Origin of the sequence: Streptomyces nojiriensis, assembly GCF_017639205.1 — a bacterium.
GTDB lineage: Bacteria > Actinomycetota > Actinomycetes > Streptomycetales > Streptomycetaceae > Streptomyces > Streptomyces nojiriensis.
On the sequence record NZ_CP071139.1, the window covers coordinates 747,071 to 761,846 of the forward strand.

The 14,776-nt window shown below is 69.8% G+C and carries 13 protein-coding genes and 3 pseudogenes; 8 read left to right on the forward strand and 8 right to left on the reverse strand.

From position 1 onward, the window contains the following. Positions 1-197: 197 nt before the first annotated feature. Positions 198-1,142, forward strand: a complete 945-nt coding sequence (locus JYK04_RS03645; protein WP_189747099.1) for a methionyl-tRNA formyltransferase — start codon at positions 198-200, stop codon at positions 1,140-1,142. A gap of 254 nt (positions 1,143-1,396) precedes the next feature. Beyond that, a complete protein-coding gene (locus JYK04_RS03650; protein WP_189747098.1) occupies positions 1,397-1,909 on the forward strand; it encodes a hypothetical protein in 513 nt (170 codons plus the stop codon). 25 nt (positions 1,910-1,934) lie between these two features. Here JYK04_RS03650 and JYK04_RS03655 read toward each other — a convergent pair whose 3' ends face one another. After that, a complete protein-coding gene (locus tag JYK04_RS03655; protein ID WP_189747096.1) occupies positions 1,935-2,873 on the reverse strand; it encodes a LysR family transcriptional regulator in 939 nt (312 codons plus the stop codon). A gap of 129 nt (positions 2,874-3,002) precedes the next feature. Between JYK04_RS03655 and JYK04_RS03660 the strand changes: the two genes are divergently transcribed. Both JYK04_RS03660 and JYK04_RS03665 read left to right on the forward strand, forming a co-directional pair. Next, positions 3,003-4,226 (forward strand): MFS transporter, encoded by a 1,224-nt coding sequence (locus JYK04_RS03660; protein WP_189747094.1) that lies wholly within the window; start codon positions 3,003-3,005, stop codon positions 4,224-4,226. A 106-nt stretch (positions 4,227-4,332) separates the two neighbouring features. Continuing rightward, entirely contained in the window at positions 4,333-4,845 is a 513-nt protein-coding gene (locus JYK04_RS03665) for a hypothetical protein (RefSeq protein ID WP_189747091.1), read from the forward strand. Between the two features lie 16 nt (positions 4,846-4,861). Here JYK04_RS03665 and JYK04_RS03670 read toward each other — a convergent pair. After that, a pseudogene (locus JYK04_RS03670) lies at positions 4,862-5,706 on the reverse strand (IS5 family transposase). Positions 5,707-5,882: 176 nt separating this feature from the next. Next, entirely contained in the window at positions 5,883-6,419 is a 537-nt protein-coding gene (locus tag JYK04_RS03675) for a hypothetical protein (RefSeq protein WP_189747089.1), read from the reverse strand. 83 nt (positions 6,420-6,502) lie between these two features. Here JYK04_RS03675 and JYK04_RS03680 point away from each other — a divergent pair, with 83 nt between their 5' ends. From JYK04_RS03680 to JYK04_RS03690, 3 genes and pseudogenes are all read left to right on the forward strand, one after another. Further along, complete coding sequence (locus JYK04_RS03680) at positions 6,503-6,664, forward strand: hypothetical protein (RefSeq protein WP_189747087.1); 162 nt, start codon at positions 6,503-6,505, stop codon at positions 6,662-6,664. Positions 6,665-7,257: 593 nt separating this feature from the next. Further along, positions 7,258-7,571, forward strand: a pseudogene (locus JYK04_RS03685) (hypothetical protein); the annotation flags it as partial. A gap of 72 nt (positions 7,572-7,643) precedes the next feature. Then, complete coding sequence (locus tag JYK04_RS03690; RefSeq protein WP_189747085.1) at positions 7,644-8,735, forward strand: IS630 family transposase; 1,092 nt, start codon at positions 7,644-7,646, stop codon at positions 8,733-8,735. 15 nt (positions 8,736-8,750) lie between these two features. On the opposite strand, the pseudogene JYK04_RS03695 reads toward JYK04_RS03690, so the two are convergent. Both JYK04_RS03695 and JYK04_RS03700 read right to left on the reverse strand, forming a co-directional pair. Continuing rightward, positions 8,751-9,583, reverse strand: a pseudogene (locus JYK04_RS03695) (IS5 family transposase). A 40-nt stretch (positions 9,584-9,623) separates the two neighbouring features. Then, positions 9,624-10,607: an IS481 family transposase gene (locus JYK04_RS03700; RefSeq protein WP_189746517.1), complete on the reverse strand. Its 984-nt coding sequence runs from the start codon at positions 10,605-10,607 to the stop codon at positions 9,624-9,626. Positions 10,608-10,930: 323 nt separating this feature from the next. Between JYK04_RS03700 and JYK04_RS03705 the strand changes: the two genes are divergently transcribed. Next, positions 10,931-11,731, forward strand: a complete 801-nt coding sequence (locus JYK04_RS03705; RefSeq protein WP_229876823.1) for an arylamine N-acetyltransferase family protein — start codon at positions 10,931-10,933, stop codon at positions 11,729-11,731. Positions 11,732-11,765: 34 nt separating this feature from the next. Here the strand turns inward: JYK04_RS03705 and JYK04_RS03710 are convergent, their stop codons facing one another. From JYK04_RS03710 to nadE, 3 genes are all read right to left on the reverse strand, one after another. After that, positions 11,766-12,527: a GNAT family N-acetyltransferase gene (locus JYK04_RS03710; protein ID WP_189746521.1), complete on the reverse strand. Its 762-nt coding sequence runs from the start codon at positions 12,525-12,527 to the stop codon at positions 11,766-11,768. A gap of 59 nt (positions 12,528-12,586) precedes the next feature. Further along, the gene (locus JYK04_RS03715; RefSeq protein ID WP_425282267.1) at positions 12,587-13,831 is read right to left on the reverse strand and encodes a PP2C family protein-serine/threonine phosphatase; all 1,245 of its coding nucleotides are present in this window, start codon (positions 13,829-13,831) and stop codon (positions 12,587-12,589) included. A gap of 107 nt (positions 13,832-13,938) precedes the next feature. Next, positions 13,939-14,769: an ammonia-dependent NAD(+) synthetase gene (gene nadE, locus JYK04_RS03720; RefSeq protein WP_272933160.1), complete on the reverse strand. Its 831-nt coding sequence runs from the start codon at positions 14,767-14,769 to the stop codon at positions 13,939-13,941. Positions 14,770-14,776 lie beyond the last annotated feature (7 nt).

The following is a 14,776-nucleotide window of genomic DNA, read 5'->3' on the forward strand; positions in this document are numbered from 1 at the left end:
AGGGCACGCCGAAGGAGCGGAGCCCGAGGCGAACTTAGGGAAGGCTAACCTGACATTGAGAAGCTGTCGATGGGCAAATCAGATCGAGCCGTGATCGGCACGGGGCTGAACTCTCTTCAAATGAGGGGATGTTGCACAGTTAGGTAAGGCTTGCTTTACTCATTTTGAAATCTGTCGCCGCTCCAAGGAGGAACCCCATGCGGGTCGTCATGTTCGGCTATCAGACGTGGGGGCACCGCACCCTGCAGGCTCTGCTGGAGTCCGAACACGATGTCGTTCTGGTCGTGACGCACCCGAAGAGCGAGCACGCGTACGAGAAGATCTGGAGCGACTCGGTCGCCGACCTCGCCGACGACCACGGCGTCCCGGTACTCATCCGCAACCGCCCCGACGACGAGGAGCTGTTCACCCGGCTGAAGGAGGCGGAACCGGACATCATCGTGGCGAACAACTGGCGCACGTGGATCCCCCCGCGCATCTTCAACCTGCCCCGCCACGGCACCCTCAACGTGCACGACTCCCTGCTGCCGAAGTACGCCGGCTTCTCGCCGCTGATCTGGGCGCTGATCAACGACGAGCCCGAAGTGGGCGTCACCGCCCACTTGATGAACGACGAGCTCGACGCGGGCGACATCGTGGTCCAGCGCGCCGTACCGGTCGGCCCGACGGACACCGCCACCGACCTGTTCCACAAGACGGTCGACCTGATCGCGCCCGTCACCGTGGGCGCCCTGGGCCGGATCGCGGCCGGCGAGACCGACTTCACCCGCCAGGACCGGTCGCAGGCCAGCTTCTTCCACAAGCGCTCGGCCGAGGACATCCGCATCGACTGGACCTGGCCGGCCGAGGACCTCCAGCGACTCGTCCGCGCCCAGTCGGCCCCCTATCCGGCGGCCTTCACCTTCTACCGCGGCAAGCGCCTGGAGGTACTGGCCGCCGTCGTCTCCGAGGGCCGCTACGGGGGCACGCCCGGCCGCGTGTTCTACCGCGAGGGCGAAGGCGTCGTGATCGTGGCCGGCGCCGACGCCCGCACCGGCCGCAACCACGGCCTCGCCATCACCCGGGTCCGCACCGAGGAGGGCGAAGAGATGCCCGCCACCGACTACTTCACCACCATGGGCGGCTACCTGACCAGCCGCTGAGCCACGGCGTCGACCCGGGCGCCGGGGCAGCCCCGGCGCCCGGGCGGCGACCTGGGCAGGGCCCGGGCACCACCCTCACGGAACTCTCGGCCGGGGCGGACGACGCCCGCCCGGTCGGTTCCGGAGCGCGATTGATCCGCCCCGGCCCGCACCATGATCAATACCGGTAGGGTGATACGGAAAGTCCCTTATGCCTTCCACCGGTTCACCGCACACGCCCCACCCCACCCCACACACCGAAGCGACGCACACCCGTGAACGAGACAGACCGAGCACCCATCGAGGACACCCGCTTCGGCGCGATCACCGTCCGCCAGGACGGCCAGGAGCGGCTCGAGGTCGACGGCGAGGCGATCCCCCGCGTGATCCTCGAGCGCGACCCGGCGACCGAGGCGGACCCGCAGATCGCCATCGGCACCCGCGACCCGGCGCACCTCACCCTGCGGGTCGACGGCGCGTCGGTCGGGCTGCTGCCGGGGAAGGGCCGCCTGAGCAGGCACTCGTACCGGGTGGACCTGACGTACGACGGAGCGGACTACCGCCTGGTCCCGGACTCCGTTCCCAGCAGTCGGCTGACCCGCGACGGCGTGCACCTGGGCGACTTCTCCTCGGACGGCGACGAGACGGTCATCGCCGAATGGCGGGAGGACCGCGAGATCCGGCCGGCCGACGCGGCGATCGGGTACGCCCTGGCCTCGGCGTTCGGCACGGGCGCCCAGCCGCTGTGGATGATGGTCGTCGACGGGGTGACCAGCGCACTCCCCTGAGGACCGCCGTGCGGGCGGGGGCCGTTCAGCGCGGAACCACCCAGCCCGGCGCCCAGGTCCCGGCGGCGGCCCGGCCGGCCGCCGTGGCGGCGGCCAGGTGGGCGCGGAGGGTGACCAGGGCCGGGTGGGGGTTGTCGCGGTGCCAGAGGAGCGAGTGCGGGTAGACGGGCATCGGGTCGGTCACCGGGATGCGCCGCAGACCGTGGCCGGCGGGCCAGATGAGGCGGGTGTGCTCGCCCATGAAGGTGGCCAGGGCCGGGGTGTCGGCGATGGTGTCCAGGAGCGCGTCGGACCCGAAGTTGGGGCCGGTCGCCTCGATGGTGAGGCCGAACTCGGCGACGAGGTCGTCGTAGTAGGCGCCCCACTCGGTACCGGGGACGATGCCGGGCATCCAGATCCGATGCCCGGCGAGCTGGGCGACGGTCACCGACCGGGCGCCCGCCAGCGCGTGGGCGGGGCCGGTGAGGAGCTGGAGCGGCTCGTCGAGCACCCGGACGGACTCGATGTCCTCGGGAAGGGGCCGGCCGGGCGCGGCGACGGCGCGGAACGACGCGTCGATCGCACCGGACCGGATCGCGGCGACGGCCGTCTCGATCTCGAACAGCATCACCACGTCGAGGTCGATCTCCGGGTGGGCGCGGTGGAAGCCGCGCATCAGGCCCGCCTGGGCGCCGCGCGAAGCGATCACGTCGACGCGCAGCGGACGGCGCCCGGGGCGCACGGAGGTGACCGCGCGCTCGGCGACGCGCAGCAGTTCGCGTGCGTGGGGCAGGAACGCCTGCCCGTCGATGGTGGGCTCGGCGCCACGGGGCGCGCGGGTGAACAGCCGCACGCCGAGGCCGCGCTCCAGCGCGGCGATGCGCTTGGAGACGGCCTGCTGGGTGATCGACAGGTCGTCGGCGGCCTTCTGGAACTGGCCCGCTTCGACGACCGCGACGAAGGTGCGTACTGCTTCGAGGTCCACGCCGATCACCTTAGTGAACAACGGATGGTTGTGGACAGCTGGTCGTGTGGTTGTTTGACCTGCGGTTGTAGTGCTCGGTTAGCTCTCCCGGGTCAACGTTGGTTTGTCCGGGTGGGAGCGCTGAGCAGGATGGGCGGGAGACCGTTGGGCCGACGGTTCGGCCGGCTGTGGGCGGCGTACGCGGTGAGCGCCTACGGGTCCGGGCTGGGATTCGGCGCGCTGCCGCTGATCGCCGTGCTGGCGTTGCACGCCGGTCCCGCCGAGGTGTCCGCGCTGTCCGCGGTGGGGCCCGCGGTGGGGGCGCTGATCGCGGTGCCGCTCGCGCCGTGGGTGGAGTTCCGGCGCAAGCGCCCCGTCATGATCGCGATGGACCTGACACGGTTCGCGGTCATGGCGAGCATCCCGGTCGCCCACTTCTTCGGGTGGCTCGGCTTCGTCCAGCTGCTCGTGGTCTCGGCCGTGGTCGCTGCGGCCAAGATCGCCTCCAGTGCGGCCGGTGGCACCTACCTCAAGGCCGTCGTCCGGCCGGACGACCTGCTCGTGGCCAACGCGCGGTTCGAGTCCACGAACTGGAGCTCCATCGCGGTCGGGCCGCCGCTGGGCGGGGCGGCGATCGGCCTGTGGGGGCCGGTCACCACCCTGGTGGCCGACGCGCTCAGCTACCTGTTCTCCGCGCTGTGCCTCACCGCGATCCGCGACCGGGAAGAGGCGCAGCGCCCTGCCGGCCGGGGCAGGGTCCGCGCGGGCACGCTGCTCGACGGCTGGCGACACATCATGGAGCATCCCGTGCTGCGGGCGCTCTACCTCAACAACATGCTCGTCTCCGGCCTGATCATGGCCACCGAACCGCTGCTGGCCGTGCTCCTGCTCGGCCAACTCGGTTTTCCGCCCTGGCAGTACGCCCTCGCCTTCGCCGCTCCCTGCCTCGGCGGACTCATCGGCTCGCGGCTGGCCCGCCGTGTCGTGGCCCGACACGGCCGGCACCGGGTCCTGCGGACCGCCGGCACCCTGCGCGCCGTCTGGCTGATCGGCCTGGTCCTCGTCCGGCCCGGCGTCGTCGGCCTGCTCATCGTGATGGCGGTCCAGCTGGCGATCGTCATCAACATGAGCCTGTACACCCCGGTGCTCGCCACCTACCGGCTCGAACACACCCCCGCGCATCTCGTCGCCCGCACCCTGTCGGCCTGGTCGATCGGCCAGCAGGCGTCCGTCGCCGTCCTCACCGCGCTCGCCGGTCTGCTCGCCGACGCCACCGGCCCGCGCACCGCTCTATCGGTTGCGGGACTGCTCATCCTGGTCTCCCCGCTCCTGCTTCCCGCGGCCACCCGTGCGACAGCGGACCGAACGACCTAGGGTCCGTCTTCAAAGTGGATACCGGGTAGCACACACCGCCACCCCCATCCCTGCGGCGAACGGCTCGACGGAGCCGCGTCAGTGCGGATGGCGATAGGGTCCGGGCATGTCAGATGCGATAGCGACCGCGATCACTGCGGCGGCGGGCCTCGGTGGAGCGCTTCTCGGCTCGGTACTCCCGCAACGCTTCAACGCCCGCGAACGCGCCGCCGAGGCCGAAATCGCCGACCGGAGAAGGTCCTTCGAGGAGCGGCGAGAGGCATACACGGCCATGAACCGTGCCTCCGAGCAGTTCCACACGCTCCTCAAGGACGCCCTGCACCGCATCCGTGACGGCGACTATGCCGAGGAGGACCGCACCCGTCTTGAGGATTCCCGCAGGGAGTACCGCGACCGCTACGCGGCAGCCCAAATGATCGTCCCCTTGCGGATCATGGAGGCCTCGCGAGAACTCAACAAGGTGCTCGCTGAGGTCGACGCGGCGGCCAAGCGCATTGACCGCGGCCTCGCGCGTGACGGCGAGAGTGCAGAGCACCTACTCGTCGAGGTAAAGCAGGCGGAGCCCCGGCTGGTAGCGATGCGGACACTGATGAGGGAAGACCTGGGGATCCGGGAGTAGAGATCGTCTTCAAGGTTCAGATCCAGAGCAGGATTGAGGCGATGATGACGGCGGCCTGCAAGGACTCGCGGGTCTTGTCGTAGCGGGTGGCCAGGCCACGCCATTGCTTGAGGCGGTTGAAGCAGCGTTCGACGACGTTGCGGAGGCGGTAGACGGCCCTATCGAAGCCGGGCGGTCGGCCGCCGGCGGGTCCACGTCGTCGGCGGCCGGCGGCTTGGTCCCTGCGTTCGGGGATCGTGTGGGGGATGCCGCGTCTGCGCAGGTAGGTGCGGATCTTGCGAGAGCTGTACCCCTTGTCGGCGATCACGTGGTCCGGTGTGGTGCGGGGACGGCCGGGACCGGTGTGAGGGACGTGGATCTCGGACATGACCTGCTCGAACCGAGTGCAGTCGTTGGTGTTGCCGCCAGTGAGAACGAATCCGAGTGGGCGGCCGCGTCCGTCGCAGGCGAGGTGGATTTTGGTGCTCAGTCCACCACGGGATCGGCCGAGGGCATGATCACCCGCTACGTCCCCATCACCAGCCCCCTTTTGCCGCCTGCGGCATGTTGGTGGGCGCGCACGATCGTGGAGTCGACCGACACCCGCCAGTCGATGTCGCCAGCCGCGTCCTTCTCCGCCTGGATCGCCCGCAGCACGCGACCGAACGTCCCGTCCAGGGCCCACCTGCGGAAGCGCGTGTACAGCGTCTGCCACGAGCCGTAGCGCTCCGGCACGTCCCGCCAGGCCGACCCGGTCCGCAGCTTCCACACGATCCCGTTCAATACCACCCGGTCATCCATCCGAGGCCGCCCAAAACCAGCAGGCGGGAGGAGCCGGGACAGCACCTCCCACTCCACATCCGAAAGCTCATGCCGACGCACCACACACGACATGATCTCTCATCAGATGATCCACTTTGAAGACGGACCCTAGGGGGACGGGACGGCTCCTGGTACTCGTCCGCTTCGAGCTCCGGCCCGACCGTGCCGCCCAGCATGCTGTTCCAGCAGTGCGACCGGGCGGGCACCGAAGGAACCCCCGTCACCGAAGAACGCTTCTATGCCTCTACGAAGCTGTCGGTCGTCGAGGCCTGGGTGCCGCGCAACCGGCGGCGCCTGACCAGGAGAACAGCGGTGCGTGTGAGGACCATGGCCAGGGCCATGAACACGAAGGCGTTCGAGTAGACGTCCTGTCCGCTCAGCTTGTTCTCGATGCTGAACAGGATGACATCCTGCGCGAACCAGTGCTCGGAACCGTAGGCGAACAGCACGCGGGAGGCGGACATCAGGGTCCAGACGATCGCGTAGGCGATGCCGCCCTTGGTGTAGACCTCACCGTCGGAGCCTCGGTGGGCGGGCAGCAGAATCGCGGCGATCAGGCCACAGATAACTCCGGCACCGATACCGGCCAGTTGGAGCCAGGGGTCGTTCCCGTCCAGGGGGAGCGTGTGGACGAAGAGAGCGATCACGATCGCGATCGCGATGATCGAGCGCAGCAGCCGCATGTTGGTGATCTGGCGGGTACCCAGGTCGGTGGACAGGATGATGATCAGGATCACCCCGCTGGCGATCAAGGCGGTCAGGAACGGGCTCATGGGGCAACCCCTCGTTTCGATGAGTACGGGGGCGCTTCACGCCTCTCCCGGATCTTCCACTCCAAGGCTAGGGAGCGGGAGCGGTGGACCTGGACAATCGACTGATGGACCGGCTGTCCATCGACCGGTGGACACGTGCGATCGGCGGGTGCGGCGTAGCTGAAGCGCAGGGTGGCGCCGAGCTTGCTCTGGTACACGTGTCACCCAGCACCGCCGGCCCGTTCTGGGAATGGGTGCGCTTGTGACACTGGGTGGGCGTCAGCCTGGTTGGGGCGGTGGTGCCTGCGTTCCCCGACTATTGGTTCTGATCATGGCTGTCATGGAGTGATCAAGCTGCTGCCGCAAGAAGCGCATCTCCGCGGTTGCCGGCTGCCATGGACGTGACTGTTCTGATGCATATGGCAGCGGTTCCCTTTCGTGGGCGGCACGCGTACGTACCCGGGGCTCCCGTCGCCCGCCATTGCATGACGTTGCGATGAGGTACCGCCGGAGGGCGACACGCTGTGCGCGGGATGGGCCAGCCCTGCAAGTCCCGCACCCTGTCGCCCACCAGGGGGCCGGCATTCAACAGATATGACCAACGCCCTCACCTGCGCAGACGACTTGATGGCGCGCACTGAGAGGGGTAGGGGGCCAGCTCCGCAACCGGGGCGTTGAAGGCGCTGCTGGCCCCGGTCGGTAGGGGAGGCCGGGGCCGGTCTGGTTCCGACCTTGGAGACGGAATGGCTGTAGGCCGAGGCGCCGTGGGCCCGTCGGCGGGCCGCAGGTCACCGAGTGGCGGGAGACGCCCGCCGAGTTCGGTCCCTGGCCCACTGTCTACGGACGCTTCCGCGTGTGGCTGGCCGCCGGACAGGCCGGGGACAGCCCGCAGTTCGTCCCCGTGCTCTCGCCGGTGAGAGTCCGGCTCCCGGTCGGCCGTGTCCCGCGGCAACCGCGACTACCTGCGCAAACGCGGAATTAAACCGTCATCCCGGATAAGAAGGACCAGGCCGCCAACCGCAAGAAGAAGGGCGCACGAGGCGGCCGGCCCATCGGCCACGACGTCGACCTCCACAAGGAACGGAACACCGTCGAACGCCTGATCAACAAGCTGAAAGCCTGGCGAGGCATCGCGCCGCCATGATCTGGATCGACGACCTGGTGAAAACCGCCGGCCGATCACGACATCACACAGGCCCTAGTCTTCCGAGTCAGGAATTCTGTTCAGATATGTAGGCTTGGCCTGTGGCGCGTACTGGGCGGCCGAAGGCCGAGTTGATCCTGTCGGGTGAGGAACGGGCTGCGCTCGAGGGGTGGGTGCGGCGCCGTTCCACGCCGCAGGCGTGGGCCTTGCGCTGTCGGATCATCCTGGCCTGCGCGGAAGGTGCTTCCAACAAGGACGTTGCCGCCCGGCTCGACTCGACGCCGCATGCGGTGGGCCGCTGGCGGGCGCGTTTCGTCGAGCATCGGATCGCCGGCCTGGGAGACATGCCCCGCTCGGGCGGTCCCCGGACGGTGACCGACGAGCAGGTGGCCTCGCTGGTCACCAGGACGCTGGAGTCGGCTCCGAAGAACGCAACCCACTGGTCGACTCGCTCGATGGCGAAGGAAGTGGGTCTGTCGCAGTCGACCGTGTCACGGGTCTGGCGGGCGTTCGGCCTGCAGCCACATCGCTCGGAGACGTTCAAGCTGTCGACAGACCCGTACTTCGTCGACAAGGTTCACGACGTCGTCGGCCTCTATCTGGACCCGCCCGAGCGGGCCCTGGTCTTCTGTGTGGACGAGAAGTCGCAGATCCAGGCATTGGACCGCTCGCAGCCGGTGCTGCCGATGATGCCCGGAGTACCGCAACGCGTCACGCATGACTACGTCCGCGCCGGGACCACCACTCTGTTCGCCGCTCTCGAGGTGGCCACCGGCAAGGTCATCGGTTCCCTGCACCGCCGCCACCGGGCCGAGGAGTTCAGGAAGTTCCTCATCAAGCTCGACCGGGAAGTGCCGGACGGCCTCGACATCCACCTCGTGCTGGACAACTACGCCACCCACAAGACCCCGGCCATCAAGACCTGGCTGCTGGCCCACCCCCGGTTCCACCTGCACTTCACACCCACCGGATCGTCCTGGCTCAATCTTGTGGAGCGATGGTTCGCCGAGCTGACGAACAAGCAGATACGACGAGGCGTCCACAAGTCCGTCCAGGCTCTGGAGAAGGACATCCGGACATGGATCGCAGCCTGGAACACCGACCCCAGGCCCTACGTATGGACCAGGACCGCGGACGAGATCCTCGAACGCCTCGCCTCATATCTGAACAGAATTCCTGACTCAGAAGACTAGGGCGTGTCCGCAATGTCAGCCGGGGAGCCATAGTCGCAGGCAGGCGAGGGTGACCAGGGCTTTGTAGTGGCGGGCTCGTTTGTCGTAGCGGGTGGCGAGGGCCTTGTTCTGCTTGAGCCTGTTGAAGCAGCGTTCGACGACGTTGCGGCGCCGGTAGACCTCACGGTCGAGACGGCACAGGCTCTCTCCGCGTCGACGCCGTCCGCTGATCTGGTCGACGCGTTCGGGGATGGTGCAGGCGATGCCGCGTTTGCGCAGGTAGGAGCGGATCTTGCGGGATGAGTAGCCCTTGTCGCCGACCACCCGTTCCGGTCGGGTCCGGGGCCGGCCCGGCCCGCACCGCTTGATGCGGATGCGGGCCATGACCGGCTCGAACTGCGTGCAGTCGTTCACGTTCCCGCCGGTGAGCGTGAACGCGAGAGGGCGGCCCCGGCCGTCGCAGGCGAGGTGGATCTTGGTGCTCAGTCCGCCTCGGGACCGGCCGAGTGCCTCACCGGTCCAGGGCCCCCTTTTCGGGCTCCGGCAGCGTGCTGGTGGGCCCGCACGATCGTCGAGTCGACGCAGACAACCGACCAGTCGACTTCGCCGATCGCATCCGAGTGCTGCTGGACGTGGGCCAGGAGCCGGTCCCAGGTTCCGTCCGCCGACCAGCGGCGGAACCGTTCGTAGACCGTCTTCCACGGCCCATACCGTTCGGGCAGGTCCCGCCAGGCAGCACCCGTGGACAGCTTCCACAGGATGCCGTTGAGGACCTGCCGCCGGTCCCGCACCGGACGTCCCATCCGGGGCGGAGCCAGTAACGGTCCGATGATTTCCCAGGCCTGATCGGTCAGTTCATGACGTCGCACCACGAACGGAGTAACGACCGATCGACATTGCGGACACGGCCTAGGTGTATTGACCCGCAGCGTTGTTGACGCGGCTGATGGGTGGGTGTCCGTCCAGTGCGGTGTGGCAGCGGTGGTGGTTGTAGGTGTGGAGGAAGTCTGCCAGGGCCTGGGTCCGCTCGTCGTTTGAGGTGTAGGGCCGTAGGTAGGCCCATTCGTCGAGCAGGGTTCGGTTGAAGCGTTCGACCTTGCCGTTGGTCTGCGGCCGGTAGGGCCTGATCTTCTTGTGGGTGATGCCGGCCGTGGTCAGGGCCTGGGTGAACTGCTTCGACTTGTAGCAGGATCCGTTGTCGGTCAGCACGCGTTCGACGGTGATGCCGTGGGCGGCGAAGAACGCGTTCGCTCGGTGCCAGAAGGCGATCGCGGTGTGCTGGCGTTCGTCGGGCAGGACTTCGCTGTAGGCCAGGCGGGAGTGGTCGTCGACCGCGGAATGGATGAACGAGTAGCCGATCACCGGGTGGCAGCTCTTGCGCCGGCTGGTGGTGGCGAGTTTGTTGTCCATCGCGGTGCGGCGGTCCATGACCTTGTGGCCGCCGCCGTCGGGGATGTTGCCGAGCTTCTTGATGTCGACATGGACGAGCTCGCCGGGGCGGGCGCGTTCGTAACGGCGGATGGCCTGGCCGGTGGGCCGGTCCAGGAAGGCGAGGCGGTTCAGGCCGTGCCGGGCCAGGATCCGGTGGACGGTCGAGGCGGGCAGGCCCAGGACCGGTCCGATCCGTGCCGGGCCGAGCTTGCGGGTTCTGCGCAGGTCGCAGACCCGGGCCTCGATGCCGGCGGGCGTCCGGCGGGGTGTCGTCAGGGGGCGGCTGGAGCGGTCGTGGAGCCCTGCGTCGCCTTCCGTCCGCCAGCGGCGGACCCACTTGTGAGCGGTAGCCCGCGATATGCCCATCTCAGCCGCGACGTGCGCGACAGGGCGGCCCGAGCGGACACGTTCGACCAGCAGCCGCCTACCGAAGACGGTCAGCCGGGCATTACGGTGGGACACGAAGACCTCCGTCGTGGAATGGGTTCCTAGACAGCTCCCACCACACCGGAGGTCTTCGCCATGTTCAAGACCTGACCAGTGTCAACAACGCTCGTGATCAATACACCTAGGCCGTCTCTTTCGGATCTTGTCGGCCGAGCCCGCGGCGTCCGGTGCCGTGCATGGCAAGGCGGAGGAGCGCACCGTGTACTGGACGTACTCGGGTGCCCCGACAACGCGGCCACGTGCGGTGCCGGGCGTCGCGGGCCCGGCAAGATCCGAAAGAGACGCCCTAGGTCCAACCGCGTATGGCGGGGGCGGGGACGGGTTGCGAGACTGCCGGGATGGATGAGCTTCCCGCGTCACGCGTGGACACGTACCTGCGGCGGATCGGGGCGGCGCGGCCCGGGTCGGCGAGTGCGGCCGCCCTGCGCGACCTGCACCTGCGGCACCTGCGGACCGTCCCCTTCGAGAGCCTGTCCATCCACCTGGGACAGGAGATCGTGCTGGAGGGGGAGGCACTGCTCGACAAGCTGCTGCTCGGCGGCCGCGGCGGATTCTGTTACGAGCTGAACGGCGCGTTCGCGCTGCTGCTGCACTCCCTGGGCTACAGGGTGGAGCTGCTGCAGGCCCGGGTGCACTCGGCCGACGGCGGGCAGGGCGTGCCCTACGACCACCTGGCGCTGCGCGTGGAGTGCGAAGACGGCCGCCCGTGGCTGGCGGACGTGGGCTTCGGCGACCACAGCCACTTTCCGCTGGCCTTCGGCGAGCGCGGCGAGCAGACCGACCCGGGCGGCGTGTTCCGGATCGTGCCGGCCGGCGGCCCGGAGGGGGACCTCGACGTCCTCCGGGACGGCGTGCCCCGGTACCGGCTGGAGACGCGCCCCCGGCTCCTGTCCGACTTCGTGACCGGCGCCTGGTGGCACAGCACCTCGCCCACGTCGGGTTTCACCCGCAAGCCGGTGTGCTCGCTGCTGACGGAGACCGGCCGGACCACCCTCAGCGACCGCGTGCTGACGGTCACGGCCGACGGGGAACGGACCGAGCGGACCCTGGTCGACGACGCCGAGGTCCTGGCCGCCTACCGCACCCACTTCGGCATCGACCTGCCCCGCGTCCCGGTCCCGCTTCACCCCCGCCCCTGAGGCCGGGCACGGGCGGCGCGCGGCGCGTACGGCGTCAGCTGCGTTCGAAGCCGTGCGAGTGGCCGATGACGGCGAAGCCGCGGCGCTCGTACCAGTGGCGCGGCCAGTCCGTGGCATCGGCGGTCAGGAAGCAGAAGTCGCTGCCGTGGGCGGCGGCCAGGCGCAGGGCGCCCGCCAGGACGGCGTCGGCGTAGCCGCGTCCGAGGTGGGCCTCCGAGGTGATCAGGTCCTCGATCTGGGCCGTGCCGGTCGCCCGGTCGACGTAGAGATCGGCCCATGAGGCGACCTCGCCCGCCTGGGTTCGGGCACCGATGAACCGGACGACGTCGGCCCCGCGCCGGCGGGCCTCGCGCCGGTCGACGAGCTGGCGCAGGACCTCGTCGTCCGCGTCCGGGAGGAATCCGCGCCACCGCCGGGTCAGCGGCACGCGCAGCGCGTCGAGGTCCACCTCCTGGGCAGTTCCGGCGTCCGGCACCGGGCCCGTGTGCAGCATGACGAGGTAGGTGGAGTGGGTGTATCCGGCCCGGATCAGCGGCCCCGCGCAGGCCTTGCCGGTGTCGTCGTCGAGTACGGAGATCAGCCGGTGCGGCAGGTGCCCCAGGGCTTCCTCCGCGAGGGCGGGCAGCGCCTCGGGGTCGACGGCCGCGTCGATGACGACCTGGTTGTTCGCATAGGACTGCGCGAACGCGTCGTCGTACACGGCGAACCCGCCGGGAAGGGACGTGGTGCGCCCGGCCTGGCGGCGGGCGAAGTCCGAAAGGAAGGCGTTGACGCGCTGGAGTGCTGGGCTCGGCATGGGCCGAGCCTATGCAGCCGGGGCCGTGGGCGCCTTCGAATTCTTCCGGCGGGCGGCCGTCACAGGCGGAGGACGACCAGCGCGGTGTCGTCGGTGATGCCGCCCGCGGGGATGAGTTCGGCCAGCAGGGCGTCGGCGAGGACGTCGGGGTCGGCGGTGCGGTGTCGTACGAGGGCGTCGGCGAGCCTGCCCAGGCCGACGTCGATGTCCTCGCGGCGGCGTTCGATGAGCCCGTCGGTGTAGAGGACGAGGGTGGAGCCTTCGGCGAAGGGGAGCTGGGCCTCGGGACGGCGGGCGTGCTCGGGCCGGGCGCCGAGCGGGGGGTCGGTGGCCCGGTCGAGGAAGGTGACCGTGCCGTCGGGGTGGCAGAGCAGGGGCGGGGGGTGGCCGGCGCTGCTGTAGGTGAGGGTGCGGCTGTTCCAGTCGATGAAGACGGACACGGCGGTGGTGGACTCGGCGCCGTCGATGGAGCGGGCGTACAGGCCGAGGACCTCCAGGGCCTGGGCCGGGCCCTCGGCGACGTGGGAGGCGGCCGACAGGGCGCTGCGCAGCTGGCCCATGACGCCGGCCGCCCCGAGTCCGTGGCCGACGACGTCGCCGACGGCCACGGCCGTGCGGCCGGGCCGGTCGACGAGGTCGTACCAGTCGCCGCACACGTTCAGGGCCACGGTGGCGGGCCGGTAGCGGACGGCGGCCCGGTGGTGGCCGAGCGGGCGCGGCGCGGGCAGCAGGGTCTCCTGGAGGTGGAGGGCCACCTCGCGCTCGTGGGCGTGGGCCCGGCGCAGGCGTTCGTTGACCTCCTGGAGCTCCCGGCCGCGGGTGTAGATCTCGGCCTCCAACACCTGGGCGTGGTCGCCGCCGCTGCGGGCGCCGGCCCGGATGAGCTCGGTGACCTCTTCCACCCGGTGCAGGAGCAGCGCCACGGTGCCGTCGGGGGCGAGGACGGGCACGTTGACGGGGCTCCAGTAGCGCTCGTGCCAGACCCCGGATCCGTCGGGGTACTCGACGTCGTAGCGCTGGACGGCCATGCTGTCGGGCTCCCCGGTGGCCGCGACCCGCTCCAGGGAGGCGCGCAGGTTGCGCATGCCGTTCGCCGCCGGATCGTTGGGGTTGTCGGGGAAGACGTCGAAGAGGTAGCGGTCGATGATCTGCTCGCGGCTGCGGCCGGAGGTCTCCAGGAACGACTCGTTGACGTCCAGGTACACCAGGTCAGGGGTCAGCAGGGCGACCGCGCCCGGAAGGGCGTGGAAGACCGCGTGATAGTCGATCCCTGATCCGTCCACATCCACCTGTTCGCGCGCCACCGCCGGTCATGAGGTCGTTTCCACGATAGGTGCGACCTTGCGGGGCGGGCCCGCCGTCGGCCCGGCATTGAGCCGTTCGGCTCAATGCCGGGCCGGCGCGGGGCGGCTCAGGGGGCGATCGGCAGCTGTCGCTTGTGCTCGGTGAGGCGGTAGCGGGCGACGATGGCCGCGAAGGCGGTCCCGGCGACGGGCTTGCCCTCCAGGAGGTCGTCGATGTCGTCGTAGGTGACGCCGAGCGCGTCCTCGTCGGGCTTGCCCGGGTCGAGCGTCTCCAGGTCCGCGGTCGGGGTCTTGTGCACCAGCTCGGCGGGCGCGCCGAGCTCCTCGGCGAGGGCGCGTACCCGGCGCTTGGTGAGGCCGGTGAGCGGGACGACGTCGGCCGCGCCGTCGCCGAACTTGGTGAAGAAGCCGGAGACCGCCTCGGCGGCGTGGTCGGTGCCGACTACCAGGCCCTCGTGCGCGCCCGCCACCGCGTACTGGGCGATCATGCGCTGCCGGGCCTTGATGTTGCCGTGCACGAAGTCCTGGTGGTGCGCGTCGCGGAAGACCGTGCCGCCGGCCAGCGCCGCTTCCAGGGCGGCGTCGCTCGCGGACTTCACGTCCACGGTCAGGACCCGGTCGGCCCGGATGAAGTCCAGCGCCAGCTGCGCGTCCTTCTCGTCGGCCTGGGTGCCGTAGGGCAGTCGCATCGCGAAGAACGTCGCCTCGTGCCCGGCGGCGCGCGCCCGCTCGACGGCGAGCTGGCACAGTCGGCCCGCGGTCGTGGAGTCCACGCCGCCGCTGATGCCCAGGACCAGGGCGCGCAGGCCCGTGGAGGTCAGCCGCTCGGCGAGGAAGGCCACTCGGCGCTCGATCTCCTGCCGGACGTCGAAGGACGCGCTCACCTGGAGATCGCGGGCGATCTCCTGCTGCAGGGATATGGACGCCAGGTCGGTCACGGTTGCT

Bases quoted from the DNA above. Each gene is read 5' to 3' on its own strand.
- JYK04_RS03645 (WP_189747099.1), top strand. From the start codon at position 198: ATGCGGGTCGTCATGTTCGGCTATCAGACGTGGGGGCACCGCACCCTG.
- JYK04_RS03705 (WP_229876823.1), top strand. From the start codon at position 10,931: ATGGATGAGCTTCCCGCGTCACGCGTGGACACGTACCTGCGGCGGATC.
- JYK04_RS03665 (WP_189747091.1), top strand. From the start codon at position 4,333: ATGTCAGATGCGATAGCGACCGCGATCACTGCGGCGGCGGGCCTCGGT.
- JYK04_RS03710 (WP_189746521.1), bottom strand. From the start codon at position 12,527: ATGCCGAGCCCAGCACTCCAGCGCGTCAACGCCTTCCTTTCGGACTTC.
- JYK04_RS03660 (WP_189747094.1), top strand. From the start codon at position 3,003: ATGGGCGGGAGACCGTTGGGCCGACGGTTCGGCCGGCTGTGGGCGGCG.
- JYK04_RS03675 (WP_189747089.1), bottom strand. From the start codon at position 6,419: ATGAGCCCGTTCCTGACCGCCTTGATCGCCAGCGGGGTGATCCTGATC.